Origin of the sequence: Ferrimicrobium sp. (assembly GCF_027364955.1) — a bacterium.
GTDB lineage: Bacteria > Actinomycetota > Acidimicrobiia > Acidimicrobiales > Acidimicrobiaceae > Ferrimicrobium.
Genome location: NZ_DAHXOI010000003.1, coordinates 185,209 through 204,108, shown reverse-complemented (window position 1 = coordinate 204,108; position 18,900 = coordinate 185,209). Strand labels below are relative to the sequence as shown.

The following is an 18,900-nucleotide window of genomic DNA, read 5'->3' as shown; positions in this document are numbered from 1 at the left end:
ACCCGTCTTGTTGCCTTGGGTGGGACCGTCACCTCTTGGGTTGTCTTGTCTTGCACCGTTTCATCGTAGGTAGCCATTCCAACATCTCTGCCTTCTCGCCCTCATTGATTTATTTTTTTAGCCGCGCACACACTGATACTGAGACCTAGGGTTGTTGTGGGTGCGCATTCGCCTGCACCTAGGCCTCTAGGTCCCCTCCAATGCCATGCAGTTTTGGTGGCCGCCAGCGTGCAATTCTTTGGCCGCCATTGTGCAGTTGTGGATATCCGCTAACAAACATTGGGGAGAACGAGTCCACCATGGTGTCGTATATTTGCCTGCAATCTGACTCCACGTTGTGCCAGAACCACTACCTAGCCATGGCCGGGAAACGCGTGAGTCGGCAGCGCTTGTTAGCCTAGGAGAAGGTGGCCCGTCACCCCACTGACATGGTTGGACAGCTCATACCAGCCTACCGTTCAGCTCCCAAACTCGTAGATCGCATCACCAGTGATGTGAGTCTTCGACGCAGCGATACCCACGAAGGTCCGGCTGTCCGCGTGAGAATGGCCCCCCAGCTGCGGAACTCACCCCAACTTGTGCAGCGCCGCTACCTCGAGTTCTCCACCAAAGGAGGGTTTGAGACGCACCGTGACCCGTCGGCCAACCCCGATGGTCCGTGATCCATCATCGATCGTGATGCAGTGAAAACGTACCTCGCGCGCTGGCTTGACATCGAGTCGCACCATACCGAGCCCGACATGGGGGTCAAAGCTCACCACCTCACCCTCGATCAGCTGATTCTGGTCGAACAGTGCGGTTGGGAAGGGCGAACGTGGCCTTCCGTCGGCTCCTGCAACGGCTGAGTCGCCACGACCGAATCGTCGGGTCAGCCACCCCATCTACGGCACAACCTTCGAGAGTGGGAGCTCGAGGATGTCGGTAGCACCCCGGTCTTTGAGGAGGGGGATCAGCAGGTTGATCGCGGAGCGAGGCACCACCGCCTCCACAGCAAAACCACTCTCTTTGTAAAGCTGTGAAACCGTCGGTGACTTCATCGCCGGTAACGCCTCGATGATATCGCTGAGATGATCACCCCCAACATTGAGTTTGACCAGCACCCGATCACGAGCGGACAAGGCCCCCAATAACAACGTCTGGAGTTGCTCCATCGCGTGGCGCTTCTCAGGATTAGCGGCACTGACCGGGTTCGCAATGAGCTCAGTGTAAGAGACCAAAACCGTATCGATGATCCTCAGTCCGGCCGCGCGCAATGCCCTTCCCGTCTCCGTGATCTCAACGACGGCGTCGGCGATCTCTGGTATCTTGGCCTCAGTGGCGCCGTAGGAGAGCAGGATCACCGGCTCAACGCCGTGTTCGCGAAAGAACCGACGGGTGAGCTCTGGGTACTCGGTGGCCACCCGAACACCATCGTGCAGATCACTCACCTCGTGGACCTCGCTATCAGCAGCCACCGCTAGCACAACCCGAATCGGTCGAGAGGTCACCTTCGAGTAGCGAAGTTCACCGAGCGAGACCACCTCAGCTTGGGTCTCGTTGATCCAATCGCGACCGGTGATGCCGAGGTCAAAGAGCCCCTCAGCCACGTAGGTGGGGATCTCCTGGGGACGTAGAACTCGCACCTCACGCACTCGTGGGTCGTCGATCGTCGCCCGGTAATCGACCTCACTGCTGCGCTCGATCGGCAGATCTGCCTCCGCAAACAACGCAAAAGTAGCCCGCTCAAGGCTCCCCTTTGGAACGACAATCCTTAGCACTGACTATGACTCCTTTGCGAGTCGGCGATAGAGGTCGACGAGGCGAACTAGCGAGAGCGCGCCATCAAAGCCCTTGTTTCCGTCCTTGCCTCCGGCTCGGTTCAGGCCCTGTTCGATGTTCTCGACCGTCAGAATCGCGTTGACGATCGGGACATCGGCACTAGCAGCGAGGGTCATCAGCTGGCCAGCACTCTGGTTCACTACCACGTCATAGTGACTGGTCTCGCCCCGAACAACCGCACCCACGGCGATGACACCAGCGAGCGATCGACTCACGAGGAGTTGGCGGATCGCCCCCACGATCTCAAGAGCACCGGGGACCCACACCACCGTCAGCGCTGAGTCTTGGGCGCCGACCGTGTGAAAGCCTGCTCGGGCTCCCGCCAGTAGCGGATCAACAATCACCCGATTGAATTCGGAGGCGACGATTCCGAAGCGGTCACCGCTCTGGTAGTGCAGCTGACCGGTCAACTCCTCGTAATTCGTTCCAACATCACTACGGTCGTGTCCTTGATATCCTGCCATCTCAATTCCCTCTTCGAGTTCTGCGACCGAGGGTCAAAGTACCCAAATGGGCTCGTCTCCTCGTCTTGCATGCATCCAATGCCGACCAAACTTTCATACCAGCTCAATCCACAGCGCGGTGTCCTTGCCGCCTAGTCGGTACTACTCCAGTTCTGCAGTGGGTTGGTACCCACTACAACCCTCTTTATCGTACCGGAGACATCGTACCGGCCGAGATAGCTCTCTCTGGTGCACAGCACCGCTCGTTCTCCATCTGGATCGACAAGACCCCGGCCCTTACCCAAGGTCGAGGAGATGTCCCATCTTTGTCGCCTTCGTCTGGAGATACTTGGCATTCTCCGCCTGCGGTTCAATGATCAGTGGAACGCGCTCGGTGATCTCGAGTCCAAAACCAGAGAGTCCTCCATACTTAGTCGGGTTGTTGGTCAAGAGCCGCATCTTGGTAACCCCGAGGTCGACGAGGATCTGCGAGCCGATGCCATAATCACGCGAGTCCACCGGCAGGCCAAGCGCCTCATTGGCCTCGACCGTATCGAGACCCTGTTCTTGGAGTTGGTACGCCCGCAGCTTGTGGGCCAGTCCAATACCGCGGCCCTCATGGCCACGCAAGTAGACGATGACCCCCCTACCCTCCTCGGTGATGATCTCCATCGATCGATGGAGTTGGGGACCACAGTCGCAGCGCAACGAACCGAAGGCGTCGCCCGTCAGACACTCTGAGTGCACCCGGACCAGCACAGGATCACCATTGTCGATGTCACCCAAGACCAGGGCAACGTGTTGTTCCCCATCCAGGATCGACTGATAGGCGATGCCGGTGAAGTCCCCGTAGGCCGTTGGGATGCGGGCGGTGGCACCCTCAACACGCTTGACCAGGGTATCGTTGGCGGCCCGATAGCGAATGAGATCAGCGATCGAGATCAGCACCAGTCCATGGGTCTCGGCGAACTTGGTGAGTTCATCGAGGCGTGCCATATTCTGCTTGTCCTCGGTCACCACCTCACAGATCACCCCGGCAGGGGTGATGCCAGCAAGACGGGCGAGATCAACGGCCGCTTCGGTGTGTCCACCTCTGCGCAACACCCCACCATCACGGGCACGCAGTGGGAAAACGTGCCCAGGCCTCGTCAAATCCGATGGCTTGGTGGATGGATCCACAAGGGCACGGATGGTGCTGGCCCGATCGTAAGCCGAGATCCCAGTGGTAACGGCGCGCTTCGCATCCACCGAAACGGTAAAGGCGGTCAAGTGAGACTCGGTGTTGTTCTCCACCATCAGCGGGATGTCGAGTTCGTCGAGTCGCTCACCGGTGAGTGGAACACAGATGAGACCAGAGGTGTGGGCGAGGTAGAAGGAGATCTTCTCGGCATCGACGAACTCGGCACCCATGATCAGGTCACCTTCATTCTCACGATTCTCATCGTCGACCACCAGCACAATCTCGCCTCGACCAATTGCGGCGATCGCCTCTTCAATAGGATGAAAACTCACTGACTCCACGCCTCCCGTTGCTCGAGCGAACGTTGGCGCACGAGGTACTTCCCAATAATATCAAACTCGATGTTGAGCGGATCTCCGACCCCGAGATCGCCGAGATTGGTGCGGCGCAGGGTCTCAGGGATCAACGCCACACTGGCACTGCCCTCTCCGATCGCCGTCACCGTCAGACTGACACCGTTCAATACGATGCCTCCTTTTTCCACCACCAACGCATCGAAACGAGGGTCAAACGCTACCCCGAGCCCTGGGCCTTCCTGGGTGACACGGCCAATGCAATCGACGTGCCCCTGCACGATACCACCATCGAGCAGCGTGGCAGCGGTGATGCTCTGCTCAACATTGACTCGTGCGCCCACCTCAAGGTTCGAAAACGTGCTGCGGTGCATGGTTTCTTCGATGATCTCCACCCCGAAGGAGTCTTGGCTCACCTCAACGACCGTCAAACAGACGCCGTTACAGGAGATCGAGGAGCCTAGCTCGATGGTGGGCCTCCACTCACCGAGCGCAAAACGATGCACACCATCGTCACCCTGCCCAAGATAGGTGACCGTCGTGGCGACAATCCCTGAGAACATCGATTCCATCCCTTCGGCTCTCCAGCTACTCCAGCCTAGTTTGTCTCGGTCGGCAAGACTCGACCAGCGTGAACGAACGCGATTTCCCCAGCTCAGAACGGACGAGTCGGGAGGGTACACTGAAGTGATACCCGGCATCTGAACTGTTGTCTGTGCCAAGCGAGAGGTATACATCCTTGTTGTGCCTACCTCTGGACGTCAGGACCACGAACGCTATCGGCTATCTCCTTCATCTAATGACCTCTATGGTACTGATGAGGGGTCGTCGCGCCGGGGAACCTATGGCGAAGCGAAATCTCGAGCCCCTGCTCAAGGCGACAATAATCGGTCCTCGCAACTCCCCCACCAGACTCTTTTCGCGTCACAAAAGCTGCAAGCAACGTTCGATGACTCCACAACAAGCAGTAGCTACATCTGTGGTATTCACCAGTTCATCCGGAATCTCGAGAAGGTGCAGCAAAGCATTCCGGTCGAGAGATGATCAGGTAGTCGTGTATCCCCTGACTGGCTCCTCCATCCGGGTCTTGATGACAGCAACCACTCCCAAAGGCCTCCGATGACACAGCAAGGGTACTACGCCAACCGCATTGTCATGGATCGTTATAGCATTTCTACACGCCAACTGTTACAACGCCAGATTGCGTTGCCGGGAGGGCGTACTAGCCCGTTTCATATAGCTTGTCGACTATGGCAAGATCAGCGGGTTGTCGAGGGGTTCACTCTCGGGCTGTCAGCGCGAACGCCACCTGCGATCAGCGACCTACTTCTCGATATTTGACGCGATCCACTGCGTCAGCTCCTCGGTGCGTATCTCCCCAGTAGCAACGCGGACAATGGTTGCGACGATATCGTCTGCATCGTTCAGGGTCCAGGTACAGCCATTGATCAGGATACATCTCCACATTGTGAGACAGGCGGAACGCTTGTTACCGTCAGGCAACGGATGGTTCTTCACTCATCGTTCCAGTAGCACAGCTGCCTTCTGATCGAGTTGTGGGTGGAACTCGATACCTCCGAACGATGCTCGAGGTGCGGCTAAGGCAGATTCTGCCAAGCCGATACCAACGCCCTTGGTCATCGCTTCCCCGTCAATACCAAGAATCAACGCAGCGATTCCCAGCTAGTCGCCCAGGTCCACGTATTCGGTCAAAGGTCTGCGAGCCACCTCGAACACTTCGCGCTGGGATTCGAGCATGCCTTGAAGACTCTGCTGAAAATCCGGATCCGCTCGACGCATACGGATGTGTTCTACGACAGCTTGCCGGACAGCCTCGGAGACCGACTGGTTATCGGCTCTGGCGACGACCTCCAAGGCCTCAGCCGTGGTGCCGGGGAGGCGGATAGTAGTAGTACGTGTATTCATGGTTTCAGCAAAGCGAACTTACATTCCGTTACAAGCACTGGTGTATATCCCTTCTCGACAAGACGCCCCAAGAAGGACCGAGCGTCGGCACCCAGGGTCCGCGATGCAGACCCACCGCTTGCCTTACTATCGCGAACACAGAGTTCACGGCGTCGCCCTTGCGAGAGGTCTCTCATCCTTGGCCGAGCATTGGCGTTGTCTACCAACCTGAGGGAGCCGTACTCAACCAGCTAGTCGCAGCTCACCACATGAACGCTAGTCGGCGACGCCGACGACACACTCAGGCCTCATCGGGGGAGGAGGTGTGGGTGGAACACTCACCAATGGATGACCACTGGGGCAAAACACTGGCTCCTTCACGTATATGAGCTCCCGACTGGTCCACATCGGAAACGCTCTCATGGCTAAGCTCAGCGTTCAGTGCAGCGGCCACGGTATTGGCCCGCCCGCTCCAAAAGCGCAATTCGATGTCGGCACCCACCGATTGCATTCCCATGGGGATCAGCTGCATCGGATCGACCAGGAGTCGACCGATGGGCAGATGGAAGGCAGCCTTTGCCTCATCATCACCAAAGATCATCGGAGCGAGATAGACATAAACCTCATCAACGAGGCCTTCAGCAAAGAAGGAGCCATGAAGCGTCGGTCCACCCTCGATGAGGACACTCAACACTCCACGCGAGCCCAGATCGTCGAGGAACTCCTGGGGTGCAGCGGTGCTCACCTGGACGCCTGGGGTGCAATACGAGAGGCTCCGATGAGCAAAAACCCACCGTTCTGGCTGAGTTGGGGCTTCACCACCTCCAGGCCGAGCGGTCAGGAGTGGATGATCCGCCTCCATCGTTTCGGCCCCTACGACGACCGCCTGGGACTCCGCCCGAAGTTCATGCCCGCGATCTCGTGCCGCTGGAGAGGTAATCCATTGTGAGGCTCCGGTTCGATCGGCCACCCTCCCATCAAGGGTCATCGCCACCTTAGCCCGGACCCAGGGTCTGCCAAGGCGTCGCTGCACGAGGTACGGGATGAGTTCTTGCACGCTCTGGGTGGACTCCACCCCAACCTCAACCGCCACGCCTGCTCTTCGCAGGGCAAGAAAACCACGCCCTGCCACCCGCGGATCGGGGTCGACGATCGAGGCAACCACCCGACGTATTCCAGCGGCCACGATCGCATCAACACACGGTGGCGTCCGCCCATGATGAGAACAGGGCTCTAAGGTCACGTACATCGTCGCCCCTTTAGCCCGCTCACCGGCCTCGCCAAGTGCGACGACCTCGGCATGGGGACCACCCAGGGGTTGGGTCCAACCCTCCCCAACGACCCCTCCATCCGCCACGACGACCGCACCGACCCAAGGGTTTGGAGGCGATCCGTGACGCGCACGCCGACCCAAGGCGAGGGCCCGCCTCATCAATTCAGTATCGTTCATCGGCTGGAGACAGGATGCTCGGTATCGCCCCCCGCAATGAGCCCAAGGGCATGCTCCAGTAGGGGTGCGACCGCATCGAGTGACTCGATCGCTCCACGTGGAGAACCCGGTAGATTCAAAATCAAGCAGGATCCAAGAGTTCCCGCAACCCCGCGTGAGAGCCCGCCCAGCGGACTCGCCGCACGCATCTGCTCCGCGAGACCGGGAGCAAGACGATCGAGCACCTCTCGTGTGCCCTCCGGGGTGAGATCACGGGGACCAAACCCGGTACCTCCTGTGGTCACGATCAATCCCGCAAATCCGGCAGCTGCACCCCGGAGAGTCGAGGCTACATTCTCAGCGCCATCCGCGACGGCTATTCGGTCCGCGACCTCGTACCCAAGACCGCTGAGGCGCTCATGGAGTGCCTGGCCGGAGCGATCCTCGCGCGTCCCGGCGATCACTCCATCAGAGACTGTCACTATCTTGACCGCTGGCATCGACTGCATCCTCCAATACTGGCACGGCGCTTCTGCCGTGCCTCCCCTCTACCACAGTACCCTCTTTGTTGTCGTGCTCTCTTGTCTTCGTGCGTCCTGGTGTTGTCTCTGGCCTAGCGCCCTCTGTCTGTCAAGGTTCGACTAGCAAATCGCCGCGATGACAACCGTTCGCCAAGCCAATCCGTCTCGCTACCGATTGAACAGGGGGCAGATCGATCACCGACCGCCCTCAGCGTGATCTCACCTCTGTCGTTGATCACTCCGAGATGACCGGGTCCAACACAAGCCAGGACGAACGGCCATCCAGCCGTTCCCCAGGATAGCTACCCAAGTATACGCCACTCATAGCCAGGGTGCTCGTTGGCGCGGCCCGGCACTATCTTCCAGAGAACCAAAGGTTCTCGCCTTCGCTCAGCGCGCAAACCTCGTGGTTCCTCTCTCGCGGCACTGCTCCTATTGGTTCGACTGTGCTCGCCAAAGGGTAGGTGCAGTGATCGGGACAATGGCGGCGCATCGCCCCAGCGATGGCACTATTGCTCGGGGCGGGTACCGATGCGTTCGACCGCGCTACCCCGGAGAAAATCGGCAAAACTCATCGTCGATCGACCCTCAGGTCGCACCAGTTCTGGAACCAACAGCCCCTTGGCCATCTGGATCTTGCCCTCGACGATGGTGCCGAGTGAAGAACCCGTCTCTCCCTCCTCGATGTGGGCCTTGACGAGGCGTATCCGCTTGGGACCAGCGTAGAAGTAGGCCCGCCCCAGCAGATGACGGCGATAACCCTGCAGCGCTGACTCATAACTCCTGATGAGAAGGTCCCCATCGGTGATCTTTGGGGCGTAGGTTGCCAAGCCTACCTGGGGTTGGGCCGCCTCCTCAAGCCAACTATCACGGCGGACAAGCCAGTCACCCATCAGCTGACAACCCGCCGCAGTCAACCGTGCATAGGCCTCGCTCAATCCTAGACCCTCGATCTCGACCGGCTGAGCTGCATAGACTGGCCCCGCATCCATCTCGTGGACGAGACGCATCAACGTTACCCCACTGGCCAACCCGCCAGCGAGCACTGAGCGCTCGACTGGGGCCGCTCCCCGAAAAGCAGGGAGGAGCGAGTAGTGAACATTGAGCAACGGGTGCGCATCCACCAACGCCGCTGGCAGTATCCGACCATACGATACGACGACACCGAGATCGAAGGCAAGATCTCCGAGATCGCCGAGCGTCGTCAAAACATTCAGGCCAGCCTGCATACCGATCTGGGCAACCGGCGTCGGTTCTGGCGAGCCATTCCTGGTGCGTCGCTTTGGCTGCTTTGTCACCACCGCAACCACATCGAAACCGCCATCCAGGAGCGTCGTGAGATACGCAGTAGAGACTGCGCCGGTTCCAAAGAATACGATGCGCACGCTTAGGAGTCGATCAGCTTCTCTCGCATAGTGCGGTGAAAGGCTTTGCGCTCCTCGTCCGTGAGTCGTGTGATGAGCAACTTGCCCTCCAGATGGTCGTACTCATGCTGGAGTACCCGTCCGAGCAGACCTTCTCCCTCAACCTCCTGGGGCTTCCCGTCTCGATCCAGACCACGCATCACCACATGTCCCGGCCGATGGATCTCCCACCAGTAGTTCGGTACCGAGAGGCATCCCTCTTCGTAGACCCAATCACCGTCAGCGACGATGAGTTCAGGGTTGATAAAGACCTCGGGGCCGTCGCCGGCGTCGTAGACGAATAGGCGCTTACCCACGCCAACCTGGGGACCGGCGAGACCGACCCCTGGCGCATCGTACATCGTCTCAAACATATCGTCGATCAACCGCTGAAGGGCAGCGTCGAAGGTTTCAATTTCAGTCGACCGGTTCGCGAGAACCTGGTCACCAATGGTTCGGATAGCGAGGATTGCCACGGGTTCTAGGCTAGTAGGCAGTGAAGTCGATCGCCAACATCGATCATCAAAGTCAACCGTTCGGCCCATCAACCCCAAGGAGTCACCAATGGAACCCATCGGACCACGCAACTCACTTCAGGAGCCTCGCTTCTCCAACTCGACCACCTTTGCTCGTCTCCCCACCTTGGCCGAAGTAGGTGCTGCCGGAATCGCCATCGTTGGCGCTCCCTTTGATGCTGGCGTCTCCTATCGGCCCGGCGCGCGCTTTGGCCCGCTCGCGATCCGGACCGGTTCGCAGCTGCTACGGCCCTACGATCCAGCGATGGATCTCTTCCCCTTTGGCAAGGTCCAGGTGGCTGACGCTGGTGACATGGGGATCAACCCCTTCTCCATCGACGAGGCGATCGCGACCATCGAAGCACGTGCTGGGGAACTCCAGACCCACGTTGATCGCCTTGTTACCCTCGGCGGTGACCACACGATCGCCCTTCCCCTGTTACGAGCGGTCACGAAACGACACGGACCGGTCGCGCTCATCCACTTCGACGCTCACCTCGACACCTGGGACACCTACTTCGGCGCCCCCTATACCCACGGAACACCCTTTCGCCGCGCCTTCGAGGAGGAGCTCTTGCTCCAAGACCGGAGCTTTCACGTCGGTACCCGGGGGTCACTCTATGGCGCTGGCGACCTTGACGACGATGCCCGCTTCGGCTTTCAGATCATCACCTCGGATGAGCTCGTCGATGTGTCGATCCCTGACCTTGGGGCCCGCATCAAAGAGCGCATCGGCGATGCGCCGGTCTATCTCTCTATCGATATCGACGTGCTCGATCCAAGCGCCGCTCCGGGCACCGGCACTCCCGAGGCCGGCGGTCCAAGCTCTCGAGACGTGCTCAAACTCCTTCGCCAACTTCGGGGCATCAACCTCGTCGGTGCCGACCTCGTTGAGGTCTCACCGAGTTACGACCACGCTGAGATCACCGCGATCGCAGCCAGTCACATTATCTACACCATGATTGGACTCATGACCGCAACCATGTCCTAGCCTTCCTTCACCCACCACGTCGGGCAAGGACTGCGGCCACCCGACCATAGTGATGAATCCGGGTGACCTCGAGGCTTGTCTTGGGATCCGCCTTTGGGGAGATACCTTCGGCGGTAAAGAGAGTATTGACAGAGAGGTTGCTCCCGAAAGCGGTAAGGGTAGTCCAATCGCCCAACCTCTCCATCGCCTTGGCTGCGGCCGGACAACGACAAAGGAGCATCCTATTCCTGACGAAATGGTACCTCACTGTAGAGCGAGTTCCTCAGCCGAGCTCGCAAGCCACGCCTCGAATTGAGGTGATTCACGCACGACCTACCGATACGCGGGTCGACCTCAACCTGTCCGCTCCCTGACTTTTCGGTGGATGGTCATACGCCGGGGCTATCCGAGGAACGGTTCGCCAAGCCACCTCGATCTTTGTCTGCTTACTCGCCCTTCAATTACCGAGCGGTATCAGACTCGGCCAACCAGGCAAAGATCGTCGGCACCTTGTGAAGCTGCACCGAGAGGTGTCCCTCGGTTGGCTCGAAGTTAAGCTGTGCGATGGGGGTGTGGTTGTCGAGCCACCGGCCATGAGCGGCTGGGACCATGAGGTCCTGCCCACCTTGCCAGATGCTCACCGGGATGGCGATGGTCCAGAGATCAAAGCCCCAGGGTTGGGTGAAGGCAAGATCGTCATCAAACCAGCCATCGACCCCGTTATGCAACGCTCGTTGAAAATTCTCGACCAGATAGTTGCCGAGTTCTCTCGCAGCAGTGACGTCAACCGGGGGCAGGAGCGTAGACAGACTCTCCAGCACCTCAGATAATCCAGCAACCATCATGGCATCGCGTTGTTGGGTGAGTAGGGTGAGTAGCTCGGCATGGTCAGTCGCTGCCGCACCAAATTCAATCAGGTTGTCCTCTCCCATGCCGGCAAGAAAGTCAAGGTCATCTTGACCCCATTGCCCAACTCCGGCGATCGAGGCTGCGCGGTTCACACGATCAGGAAGGAGGGCAGCGCAGGCGAGCGCATGGGGACCACCGCCGGAGACCCCATAGGTGGAGCACTTGGCGATCCCAAGGGCATCGAGCAGCTCCCTCACGTCGCTCGCTATGCTGGCGATGGTTCGTCCCGCAGATCGAGACGAGCCAGCGTACCCGGGCCGACTTGGCGCGATCAACCGTACTCCCAGTTGAGATGCGGCTTGCAGTTCTCTCGCGTTTGGGTCGCCACAGCCTGGGGTGCCATGATGCGAAATGAACACCGCCCCATCTGTTGGACCCGAGTCAAAGTACTCAAGTATCCGCCCATCATCGAGCACCAGCGTCTGATTCACGGTTGTCACCCCTCTCGACCGTCAGTATCATGCTAACCTACCCCAAACTCTCCTCAAGGTCTTGCGCAGAGCGTTTCATCTGGGCTTTTCCCAAAGTCGTCTCCCTGTCAATGGGTGGGCCGTCCACGAGCGGTGACCTACCTCTGTCTGGAGCGAGGAACCCTGAAGTAAGGAACCCTGAAGTAAGGAACCCTGAAGTAAGGGGCTCGGGTCCTGCTGGTCAGACGAGAACCCGAGCGACCAACGCCGTTAATTCACGAGCCCAGAGAGGACCTCGACCATCTCGCCGTTCTCAACCTCAGCGTCCGTTTGCCTCAAAGCAAGATGGCATCGTCACACCAGCTACCGTCAACCACAACGATACTCCGTGATCGACGGATTTTTCATCTCGTCAAAGCCACAGTCCGTCGGTTACATCTCGTCGAGGATGATCAGGGGCGTTCCTGGAGCATTTGCTCATTCCATCGAGACCCCTCGGTGCCTCGTTCAGCCGAGATCCCGCGGCGCCCTATGACTCGAGCTCATTCATCACGATCCTCAATCAAGGTCCTTCGATGTCGGGGCCCTGCCAATGATCGTGATAGACCTCAAACGGCTAGTCGACAGCTGAGGGCAGCTTGATGCGCTACGATCCAGCGGACCAACCTGGTAGCAGCGGCGTCACGCCCACACATCGCGTGATTGGCACTAACCGTTCACACCCTCTGGAACCGAGAGTGAACCGCTCTTGACAAATCCGCTCGTTCCATCACGCCAAAGCGTGATCGTGGTGTCATTCGGATTCGCCGCGACGACGAGGGCATGGCCCCCATTGGAGACCCCGATACCCTGGCCCTCATTCGGTCCAACCAGATCCGCGAGGACGGAACCAGTCCGCGAGAACTCGATCACTTGGCTCTTTCCTCCCGCCAACGGCACCAGTACCCACTCGTCACTCGCAGAGACCGCGAAGGAGGGAGACTGAATAGGACGTCCATGGAGCTTGGCCATCGAAGTCCCAGCCCCCAGCCCAACCAGCTCCACCTGGTCAGTTCCATCCCCAACGGGCCTCACCACCGCCGCCGCTACTTCCTCGGAAGTGCCGGCGAGTTCCGACAGTGCTGAGACTCCGAGATATCTGAATCCTTTTGGTGCGCGATCGGCGAAGGCATCACCAGCAAGCGGTGACACCAACGCCACCTCTGAACCCGAACCACACATAGCGAGCAGCACCGGATCGGAGAAGGACCCGGTGAGACTCTCGTAGGTCGGAGTCGAACAGTGCGCAGTTGCTGCGAGGTGTTCGAGGGTTGGGTTGGTGGCCAGCATCTGAGTCACCGAACCCGTCGCTGAGATCCTGACGAGTTCCTGATGACTGGCTCCATGCGACTTCGAACCAACGATCGCTACAGCGCTCTTGGCATCAACTGGTAAGACTGATCCGGGGAAGGGGGCGACTGCAGTGGGGAGTTCAGCGGCATTCCAGTGATCGATTGGGCCGACGTAGATCGGGCTCACGTAGAGCTCGAGCTGTGCCATCACCGCAGCCCAGCTGGTCGCCCCACCCGGGGTCAGCGCAAGGCTAACTCCCCCACGAGTAGAGACACCCTCTGGTGTCATCAGGCGGAGGACGCCATCCTTGGCCTCAAGGACCTGTCCATGCTGGTACGCCTGCGCCTCGGTGTAGAGATTGCCTGATGGCGACTCGAGCACCGTCGCGTAGTTCGCGGCAAGTGGATGGCGCGTTCGATAAGAACTGGTCGCACTCGATGTGCCGCCACACGCTGCCAGGACAAGACTGCCTGCCCCCAGCGAAAGGGTCAATTTCAGAAACTGGCGGACGTTCACTGGGCGATGCCCTCACTCCATGCGCTAAACAATCGGACAGTAGGATGGACCAAGTCCTGACATCGGGGCTGGTTCACTGCACTCCCTTCACAAGCGAATCCACCAAGGAGGCAAAACTCGACTGGATCGCGTTGGTGTCGGAGGGATCCGCGGGAATCATCCACCGCTCCACCCCTGCGGAATTGACAATATAGACCAGGTCCGGGTGAACAATCATCACCCCATTCTGGGGCACTGAGAGGCCGACACCATAGTTTTGCCACACGGCAGCCAGGGTCTTGAGCGAAGGGCTGGTAAGGAAGTACCAGTTCGGCAAGGTTGCCATGCCCTCACGGTCGGTAAACAGATGTACCGCACTCACCGAGTGAAAGATTGGATTAGCCGCGACAGCAATCACATCCGTATTGGCTCGCTCGGCCGGAGTGAGCTGCTCATCGGCCTCTCGAAGCTCAGAGGCGATGAGCGGGCAGGTGTCGGTACAGACCGGATCCAAAAAGGTCACAATCAGCGTCTTGCCTTTGAACTGGGCTGATGAGACAGGAGTGCCAGACTGATCGAGCAGCGCAAAAGGAGCCGCTGGCCGATCGATCTGGAAGGGTGCACCAGAGGTTGCGAGTGCCGCCTCGATCGAGTAGCTGGTATCGACCGCCGAGAACCCAAGCGGCACCAAGCCGACGGCGGCAAGAACGACGACCCACACCCCGAAGAGTCGACCCGCCTGACCTAGGGTCTCCGGCCAGAGATGTACCGGCGCACGCTCGGGCACCTCGGCGTAGGAGAGTCCCATCACCATCGCAATCACGAGAAGCAGTTCGGGGATCATCGAGTTGGGGTCGGTGCCGGTACCTCCAAGGAAACCAAGATCTTGAATGAACCACCAAACCAAGATGGAGAAGACGGCAAAGACGGGGACGCTCACTCGCAGACCTCGCCGCGTAACCAATGAGATACCAACCACGACAAGTATCGCCACCGTCAGGCCGTTGAGGACTTCGCTACCATGCGCGCCCAAAAGGCGATGGAATCCTCGTAGACTCCCGGCGATGATGGCGGGCTGGGGAACGGCCGCCATCGACTTGACCATATTAGGGATCTGAAAGCTCCAAAAGCCTCGGCCAGGCAACGCCTCCTGGATCCCAAAAGCGACCAACATCACCCCGATACCAGTCAGCACCCAGCGGGGAAGCTTGTCACGCTGCCACCAGGCATAGGGCGCGAGAAGGATCAGCGCGGCGGCAACATAGAACAACACCCCACCAGGAGCGCCAAAGAGCCAGGAACCACCGTGACCAAAGGTCTGCCCCATCGCCTCACCAAAGACCCAGACAAAGAGGCCCCATGCGGCGGCAACGACATAGCCAAGGCGGGCGAACCAACCCTCGCGGCCCAGGAGGAGCCAGAGGCCAATTGCAATCTGAATCCAAATCACCCCAGAAGCGGACCAGATAGGGTGACGGATCCAGGCGTCGGTCCCCCACCCCATAAGGGCGACCAACCAATGAGGTTGCCCCACCTGGCTTGGCTGCACGACCTGGGAGATCATCGACGAAGGCATGGCACTCTGTAGCTGCAGCAGTCCATCGAGAACCCAGAGGGCACCAAACCCATAACGTAAGACGGCACGTGCACGCGGCTCTGGCACCCGCACGGCGACACCGGCTTCGTCCCCACCCCGTACCGCGAGTGCCGGCGTGCTACGAAACGCAGTGCCATAAAGCAGGAAACGCGCAGCGATCAATACAAAGGCGATCACCGCCAACAACAGTGCCTCCAGCGCGACACGGTGATAGAACGGAGCCGCTAGCCCAAATGAGCCAAGGCTCGGATTCCCCATCCCAGGCATCTCTTACTCCTTTATGCATCCACGGCGCGAGCCGCGACTGTGCCAATTCTACCGTATTCGCCCCAGCAACCAAGAACCTCGACCTCGGGGATGGTGCCATCTGTATACCGAAAACCTTCAGATTTCTCACAACTCCAACGGGTCAAAGCAGAAGCGACAGCTGCGGCTATCGCTTGGCCAGTTGCCCTTGGCCAGACGTTCATGCAGGTCAATACTGTTATCAGCAACGAACAGACAGCTCGAATCAGACTCGATGATCACCTCAATGCCTTCGAACAGTTCTCGCGGTTGTGCATCCACAAGCTGGCGAGCCCGTAGTCCGCTCAACCGAGCGATGGACCTCGATGGAGGCAATCCCAAACGTTGGCGCGACGCCAGTTCCCTTCGATAGAGCGGTCGAAGATTGCGTGCGGTGAGGCCAACGAGGAGATCATCGTCGGCGCCATCGGTGAAGAGGAGAACATGTTCAGCGAGCGCCGCGCCGCGATTGCAATAATAGAGCGCCAGTGCGAGACCCTCCAAGGAGGTGACACCATAGAAGGACTCAACGTTCAGGAGCGCGACCACGTCACTTTTTTCAATGCGGTCGAGCAAGCCATAGCCACCAACGACGATCTTCCATGTCGGCGAGGGATCGTCATCGCCGGTGATCATCTCCACTGCGACGTTGGTGGCGCCAGCCAGCAATGCGCGCACCCGTTCCGCCGAGAGCGAACTCATGGCTATCTTCCGACTTGCGCACTGGAGGCAGCGCAGCGGAAAGCGATCCTGACAACTCGCACACCGCATCGCATCGACGACCATCCCGTGTCGCACCAACGCAAGGCGTTCACTCACCCCCGGACGCTCTACCTCGAGGTGCAGTGGTGCAAGGGGAATGTGACACGTTGGGCAGCGCTGTAGTGTCTGACAACTCTGACAACGGAGCCAACCGCGCCAACCAGAACTCGGCACGATCACCGCTAAGCGCCGCGACCGGTCGCGTCCCAAACCTCGATCGATGATCGCACCGACCACGCCGCGGCCCGGATCGAGTTCTGCGGTCCGTATGACATCGAATCGCGGCCACCGTTGCGCCTCAACCCGAAACGGTTCGCGATAGACCTTCGCGTTGGCCGCCACCGCAAGCGGTGGAGCCGCGGTGATGACCGTTACTCGGACCCCCTCAAGGGCACCTCGTAGACGGGTGACCTCGAGGCCACTGGCGTACGGAGAGGACTGTTCTCGCATGCTTGGGTCGACAGGATCTAAGACGACAAGATAGTCAAGCGGGTCCATGGGAGCAAAGGCAGCAAAACGGCTTCCCACGACGACTTCGATCTCCCCCAACGCGATCTTGGACCAATCAGCCTCCACATCACCTGCGTTGTGACCCTCTTGTATCAGCGCCAGCAACATCCGCTCGCGTTGGCGTTGCGTCGGGCACACGATAATGCCGTTGGCCCCCGCATGCGCTCGCACATAGGTCAGCGCAGCCTCTACCGAACTGACCCCGATCGCATGCCAAAGGAGATCGATAGGCGCTAATGCGACTGGCCAAGGGAATATTGGGCTAAGGGCACCATACCACAACGGGGCCTCGTTATCCCCTTCGTATCCTCTACCCAGCCTGCCGGTGCGGTGGGGAGCGTTAGGGCCTTGAACAGCGCTATTCACACTGCCGGCATTCACACTACCGGCATTTGCACTGGTGACATTGGTGTCGCTGCCGCCGAAAGCGTTATCACCCTTACCAACCTCATGGGTCGCATCAGTCAAGGCGCCGCTGCGCGCGACGCCAGCTTGGGTGCCGTCGATTGGATGCCCCACCCCGTCGACGGCACGCTCGTGCAACACCGCCAACACGGAGACTGCATCTCGTATTCGGCGACTCCTCGACTTGCGAAGAAAGTAGACGGGTGAGCAGACGTACCACCGCGACGCTAACAGTGCTAGTTCAAAGACACGGCGATTGACGCTTGGGCGGCGACGTCGCAGGACCTCCTTGAGCTCAGCCGAAGAGTCATCGGCAGCGATCGCAACCACCCATGCGGCAATTCTCCGGGTCTGTAGTTCGACGATGACTTCATCGCCAAGTTCAGGGGCACCGAGTTGGGTCGGCCAGCGATACCGGTATGGTCCTGGCCGTCCGACTATCTCGACAACGACTTCAACGACGCTAGAGGCCAAGCTCCGCCTTGAAGGCATCCAATCGCGAGGTCTCCTCCCAGGTAAAACCCGCCGAAGTGCGACCAAAGTGTCCATAGGCGGCGGTGCGTCGATAGATGGGACGACGAAGATCAAGGGCCTCAATAATGGCGGCAGGTCGCAGATCGAAGATCGTGCGGATCGCCGCCTCGATCTTGGCGGGGTCGACGACCTCAGTGCCAAAGGTATCGACCATGATGGAGACCGGGTGGGCGACACCGATCGCATAGGCGATCTGGACCTCGCAGCGACTCGCCGCTCCCGAGGCGACCACATGCTTGGCAACCCAACGGGCCGCATAAGCAGCTGATCGATCGACCTTTGAGGGATCCTTCCCCGAGAAGGCTCCGCCGCCATGCCTTGCGGCACCACCATAGGTATCGACGATGATCTTGCGACCGGTAAGACCAGTATCCGCATGGGGTCCACCGATCTCGAATCGGCCAGTGGGGTTCGTCAACACCTCCATGCCTTCAACGTCGATACCACGAGGAAGCATTGGTTCGATGACGATCGAAGTCAAGTCTGGCTTCAGCAGTGTCTCGAGATCGATTCCCGCCTGATGCTGGGTGGAGATCAGCACCTTATCGATGCGGACCGGACGATACCCTTCATACTCGACGGTGACCTGTGTCTTACCATCAGGGCGCAGGTACGGCAACAGTCCCGCACGTCGCACCTCCGTCAACCGCTGTGCGAGGCGGTGAGCAATCCAGATCGGCAACGGCATCAGATCAGGGGTCTCATCACAGGCAAACCCAAACATCATCCCCTGATCACCGGCTCCGAGTGACGAGAGTGGATCTCCCTGACCAGCTCGCCGCTCGTACGCCGTCAACACACCGTTCGCGATGTCACGTGACTGCTCGTCGAGAGAGACCACCACACCACAGGTGTTGCCGTCAAAACCATAGGTCTCATTGTCATAACCGATATCGCAGATCGTGCGACGTACGATCTTCGGGATGTCCACATAGCCTTCGGTGGTAATCTCCCCCGCTACGACGACGAGACCGGTGGTGAGGAGCGTCTCACAGGCGACGCGAGAGACCGGGTCTTGTGCGAGTATCTCATCGAGAATGGCGTCAGAGATCTGATCAGCCATTTTGTCCGGGTGTCCCTCGGTCACGGACTCCGAAGTGAATAGGTATGAACGCATAATGCTC

Annotated in this window: 19 protein-coding genes; 1 reads left to right on the top strand and 18 read right to left on the bottom strand. The window is 59.3% G+C overall.

From position 1 onward, the window contains the following. Positions 1 to 566: 566 nt before the first annotated feature. The 12 genes from M7Q83_RS03750 to def form a co-directional block, all read right to left on the bottom strand. Positions 567 to 881, bottom strand: a complete 315-nt coding sequence (locus tag M7Q83_RS03750; protein WP_298335512.1) for a hypothetical protein — start codon at positions 879 to 881, stop codon at positions 567 to 569. Continuing rightward, a complete protein-coding gene (gene hisG, locus M7Q83_RS03745) occupies positions 882 to 1,757 on the bottom strand; it encodes an ATP phosphoribosyltransferase (protein WP_298335510.1) in 876 nt (291 codons plus the stop codon). 3 nt (positions 1,758 to 1,760) lie between these two features. After that, positions 1,761 to 2,282, bottom strand: coding sequence for a 6,7-dimethyl-8-ribityllumazine synthase (gene ribH / locus M7Q83_RS03740; RefSeq protein WP_298335508.1), 522 nt, complete (start codon positions 2,280 to 2,282; stop codon positions 1,761 to 1,763). 276 nt (positions 2,283 to 2,558) lie between these two features. Continuing rightward, positions 2,559 to 3,773 carry a bifunctional 3,4-dihydroxy-2-butanone-4-phosphate synthase/GTP cyclohydrolase II gene (locus M7Q83_RS03735; protein ID WP_298335506.1) on the bottom strand — a complete coding sequence of 405 codons (1,215 nt, stop codon included), beginning with the start codon at positions 3,771 to 3,773 and terminating at the stop codon, positions 2,559 to 2,561. Beyond that, a complete protein-coding gene (locus M7Q83_RS03730) occupies positions 3,770 to 4,366 on the bottom strand; it encodes a riboflavin synthase (RefSeq protein ID WP_298335504.1) in 597 nt (198 codons plus the stop codon). The genes M7Q83_RS03735 and M7Q83_RS03730 overlap by 4 nt, the downstream gene beginning before the upstream one ends. Positions 4,367 to 5,117: 751 nt before the next feature. Then, positions 5,118 to 5,312 carry a hypothetical protein gene (locus M7Q83_RS03725; protein WP_298335502.1) on the bottom strand — a complete coding sequence of 65 codons (195 nt, stop codon included), beginning with the start codon at positions 5,310 to 5,312 and terminating at the stop codon, positions 5,118 to 5,120. Then, positions 5,313 to 5,435, bottom strand: a complete 123-nt coding sequence (locus M7Q83_RS03720) for a hypothetical protein (protein ID WP_298335500.1) — start codon at positions 5,433 to 5,435, stop codon at positions 5,313 to 5,315. A gap of 42 nt (positions 5,436 to 5,477) precedes the next feature. Continuing rightward, on the bottom strand, positions 5,478 to 5,720 hold the full coding sequence (locus M7Q83_RS03715; RefSeq protein ID WP_298335498.1) for a ribbon-helix-helix protein, CopG family: 243 nt from the start codon (positions 5,718 to 5,720) through the stop codon (positions 5,478 to 5,480). Between the two features lie 280 nt (positions 5,721 to 6,000). Next, positions 6,001 to 7,149, bottom strand: coding sequence for a bifunctional diaminohydroxyphosphoribosylaminopyrimidine deaminase/5-amino-6-(5-phosphoribosylamino)uracil reductase RibD (gene ribD / locus M7Q83_RS03710; RefSeq protein ID WP_298335496.1), 1,149 nt, complete (start codon positions 7,147 to 7,149; stop codon positions 6,001 to 6,003). Then, the gene (locus M7Q83_RS03705; protein WP_298335494.1) at positions 7,146 to 7,628 is read right to left on the bottom strand and encodes a MogA/MoaB family molybdenum cofactor biosynthesis protein; all 483 of its coding nucleotides are present in this window, start codon (positions 7,626 to 7,628) and stop codon (positions 7,146 to 7,148) included. Before M7Q83_RS03705 ends, ribD begins: the two co-directional genes overlap by 4 nt. A 530-nt stretch (positions 7,629 to 8,158) precedes the next feature. Then, complete coding sequence (locus tag M7Q83_RS03700; RefSeq protein WP_298335492.1) at positions 8,159 to 9,034, bottom strand: methionyl-tRNA formyltransferase; 876 nt, start codon at positions 9,032 to 9,034, stop codon at positions 8,159 to 8,161. Between the two features lie 2 nt (positions 9,035 to 9,036). Continuing rightward, positions 9,037 to 9,528 (bottom strand): peptide deformylase, encoded by a 492-nt coding sequence (gene def / locus M7Q83_RS03695; RefSeq protein ID WP_298335490.1) that lies wholly within the window; start codon positions 9,526 to 9,528, stop codon positions 9,037 to 9,039. 88 nt (positions 9,529 to 9,616) lie between these two features. On the opposite strand from def, the gene speB reads away from it, so the two are divergent. Beyond that, complete coding sequence (gene speB, locus M7Q83_RS03690) at positions 9,617 to 10,558, top strand: agmatinase (RefSeq protein ID WP_298335488.1); 942 nt, start codon at positions 9,617 to 9,619, stop codon at positions 10,556 to 10,558. Between the two features lie 7 nt (positions 10,559 to 10,565). Here speB and M7Q83_RS03685 read toward each other — a convergent pair whose 3' ends face one another. The 6 genes from M7Q83_RS03685 to metK form a co-directional block, all read right to left on the bottom strand. After that, a complete protein-coding gene (locus M7Q83_RS03685; protein WP_298335486.1) occupies positions 10,566 to 10,742 on the bottom strand; it encodes a hypothetical protein in 177 nt (58 codons plus the stop codon). A 256-nt stretch (positions 10,743 to 10,998) separates the two neighbouring features. Beyond that, positions 10,999 to 11,877: an alpha/beta fold hydrolase gene (locus tag M7Q83_RS03680; RefSeq protein ID WP_298335485.1), complete on the bottom strand. Its 879-nt coding sequence runs from the start codon at positions 11,875 to 11,877 to the stop codon at positions 10,999 to 11,001. 687 nt (positions 11,878 to 12,564) lie between these two features. Continuing rightward, positions 12,565 to 13,704 carry a hypothetical protein gene (locus tag M7Q83_RS03675; protein WP_298335483.1) on the bottom strand — a complete coding sequence of 380 codons (1,140 nt, stop codon included), beginning with the start codon at positions 13,702 to 13,704 and terminating at the stop codon, positions 12,565 to 12,567. Between the two features lie 73 nt (positions 13,705 to 13,777). Continuing rightward, entirely contained in the window at positions 13,778 to 15,547 is a 1,770-nt protein-coding gene (locus tag M7Q83_RS03670; protein ID WP_298335481.1) for an SCO family protein, read from the bottom strand. Between the two features lie 126 nt (positions 15,548 to 15,673). Then, positions 15,674 to 17,716, bottom strand: a complete 2,043-nt coding sequence (locus tag M7Q83_RS03665) for a hypothetical protein (protein ID WP_298335479.1) — start codon at positions 17,714 to 17,716, stop codon at positions 15,674 to 15,676. Further along, the gene (gene metK / locus M7Q83_RS03660) at positions 17,706 to 18,893 is read right to left on the bottom strand and encodes a methionine adenosyltransferase (RefSeq protein ID WP_298335478.1); all 1,188 of its coding nucleotides are present in this window, start codon (positions 18,891 to 18,893) and stop codon (positions 17,706 to 17,708) included. Before metK ends, M7Q83_RS03665 begins: the two co-directional genes overlap by 11 nt. Positions 18,894 to 18,900: the final 7 nt, after the last annotated feature.

Coding starts and splice junctions, on each gene's coding strand:
- M7Q83_RS03730 (WP_298335504.1), bottom strand. CDS start 4,366: ATGGAATCGATGTTCTCAGGGATTGTCGCCACGACGGTCACCTATCTT.
- M7Q83_RS03685 (WP_298335486.1), bottom strand. CDS start 10,742: ATGGAGAGGTTGGGCGATTGGACTACCCTTACCGCTTTCGGGAGCAAC.
- ribD (WP_298335496.1), bottom strand. CDS start 7,149: ATGAACGATACTGAATTGATGAGGCGGGCCCTCGCCTTGGGTCGGCGT.
- M7Q83_RS03705 (WP_298335494.1), bottom strand. CDS start 7,628: ATGCCAGCGGTCAAGATAGTGACAGTCTCTGATGGAGTGATCGCCGGG.
- ribH (WP_298335508.1), bottom strand. CDS start 2,282: ATGGCAGGATATCAAGGACACGACCGTAGTGATGTTGGAACGAATTAC.
- metK (WP_298335478.1), bottom strand. CDS start 18,893: ATGCGTTCATACCTATTCACTTCGGAGTCCGTGACCGAGGGACACCCG.
- M7Q83_RS03720 (WP_298335500.1), bottom strand. CDS start 5,435: ATGACCAAGGGCGTTGGTATCGGCTTGGCAGAATCTGCCTTAGCCGCA.
- M7Q83_RS03715 (WP_298335498.1), bottom strand. CDS start 5,720: ATGAATACACGTACTACTACTATCCGCCTCCCCGGCACCACGGCTGAG.
- M7Q83_RS03670 (WP_298335481.1), bottom strand. CDS start 15,547: ATGCCTGGGATGGGGAATCCGAGCCTTGGCTCATTTGGGCTAGCGGCT.
- M7Q83_RS03750 (WP_298335512.1), bottom strand. CDS start 881: ATGGGGTGGCTGACCCGACGATTCGGTCGTGGCGACTCAGCCGTTGCA.
- speB (WP_298335488.1), top strand. CDS start 9,617: ATGGAACCCATCGGACCACGCAACTCACTTCAGGAGCCTCGCTTCTCC.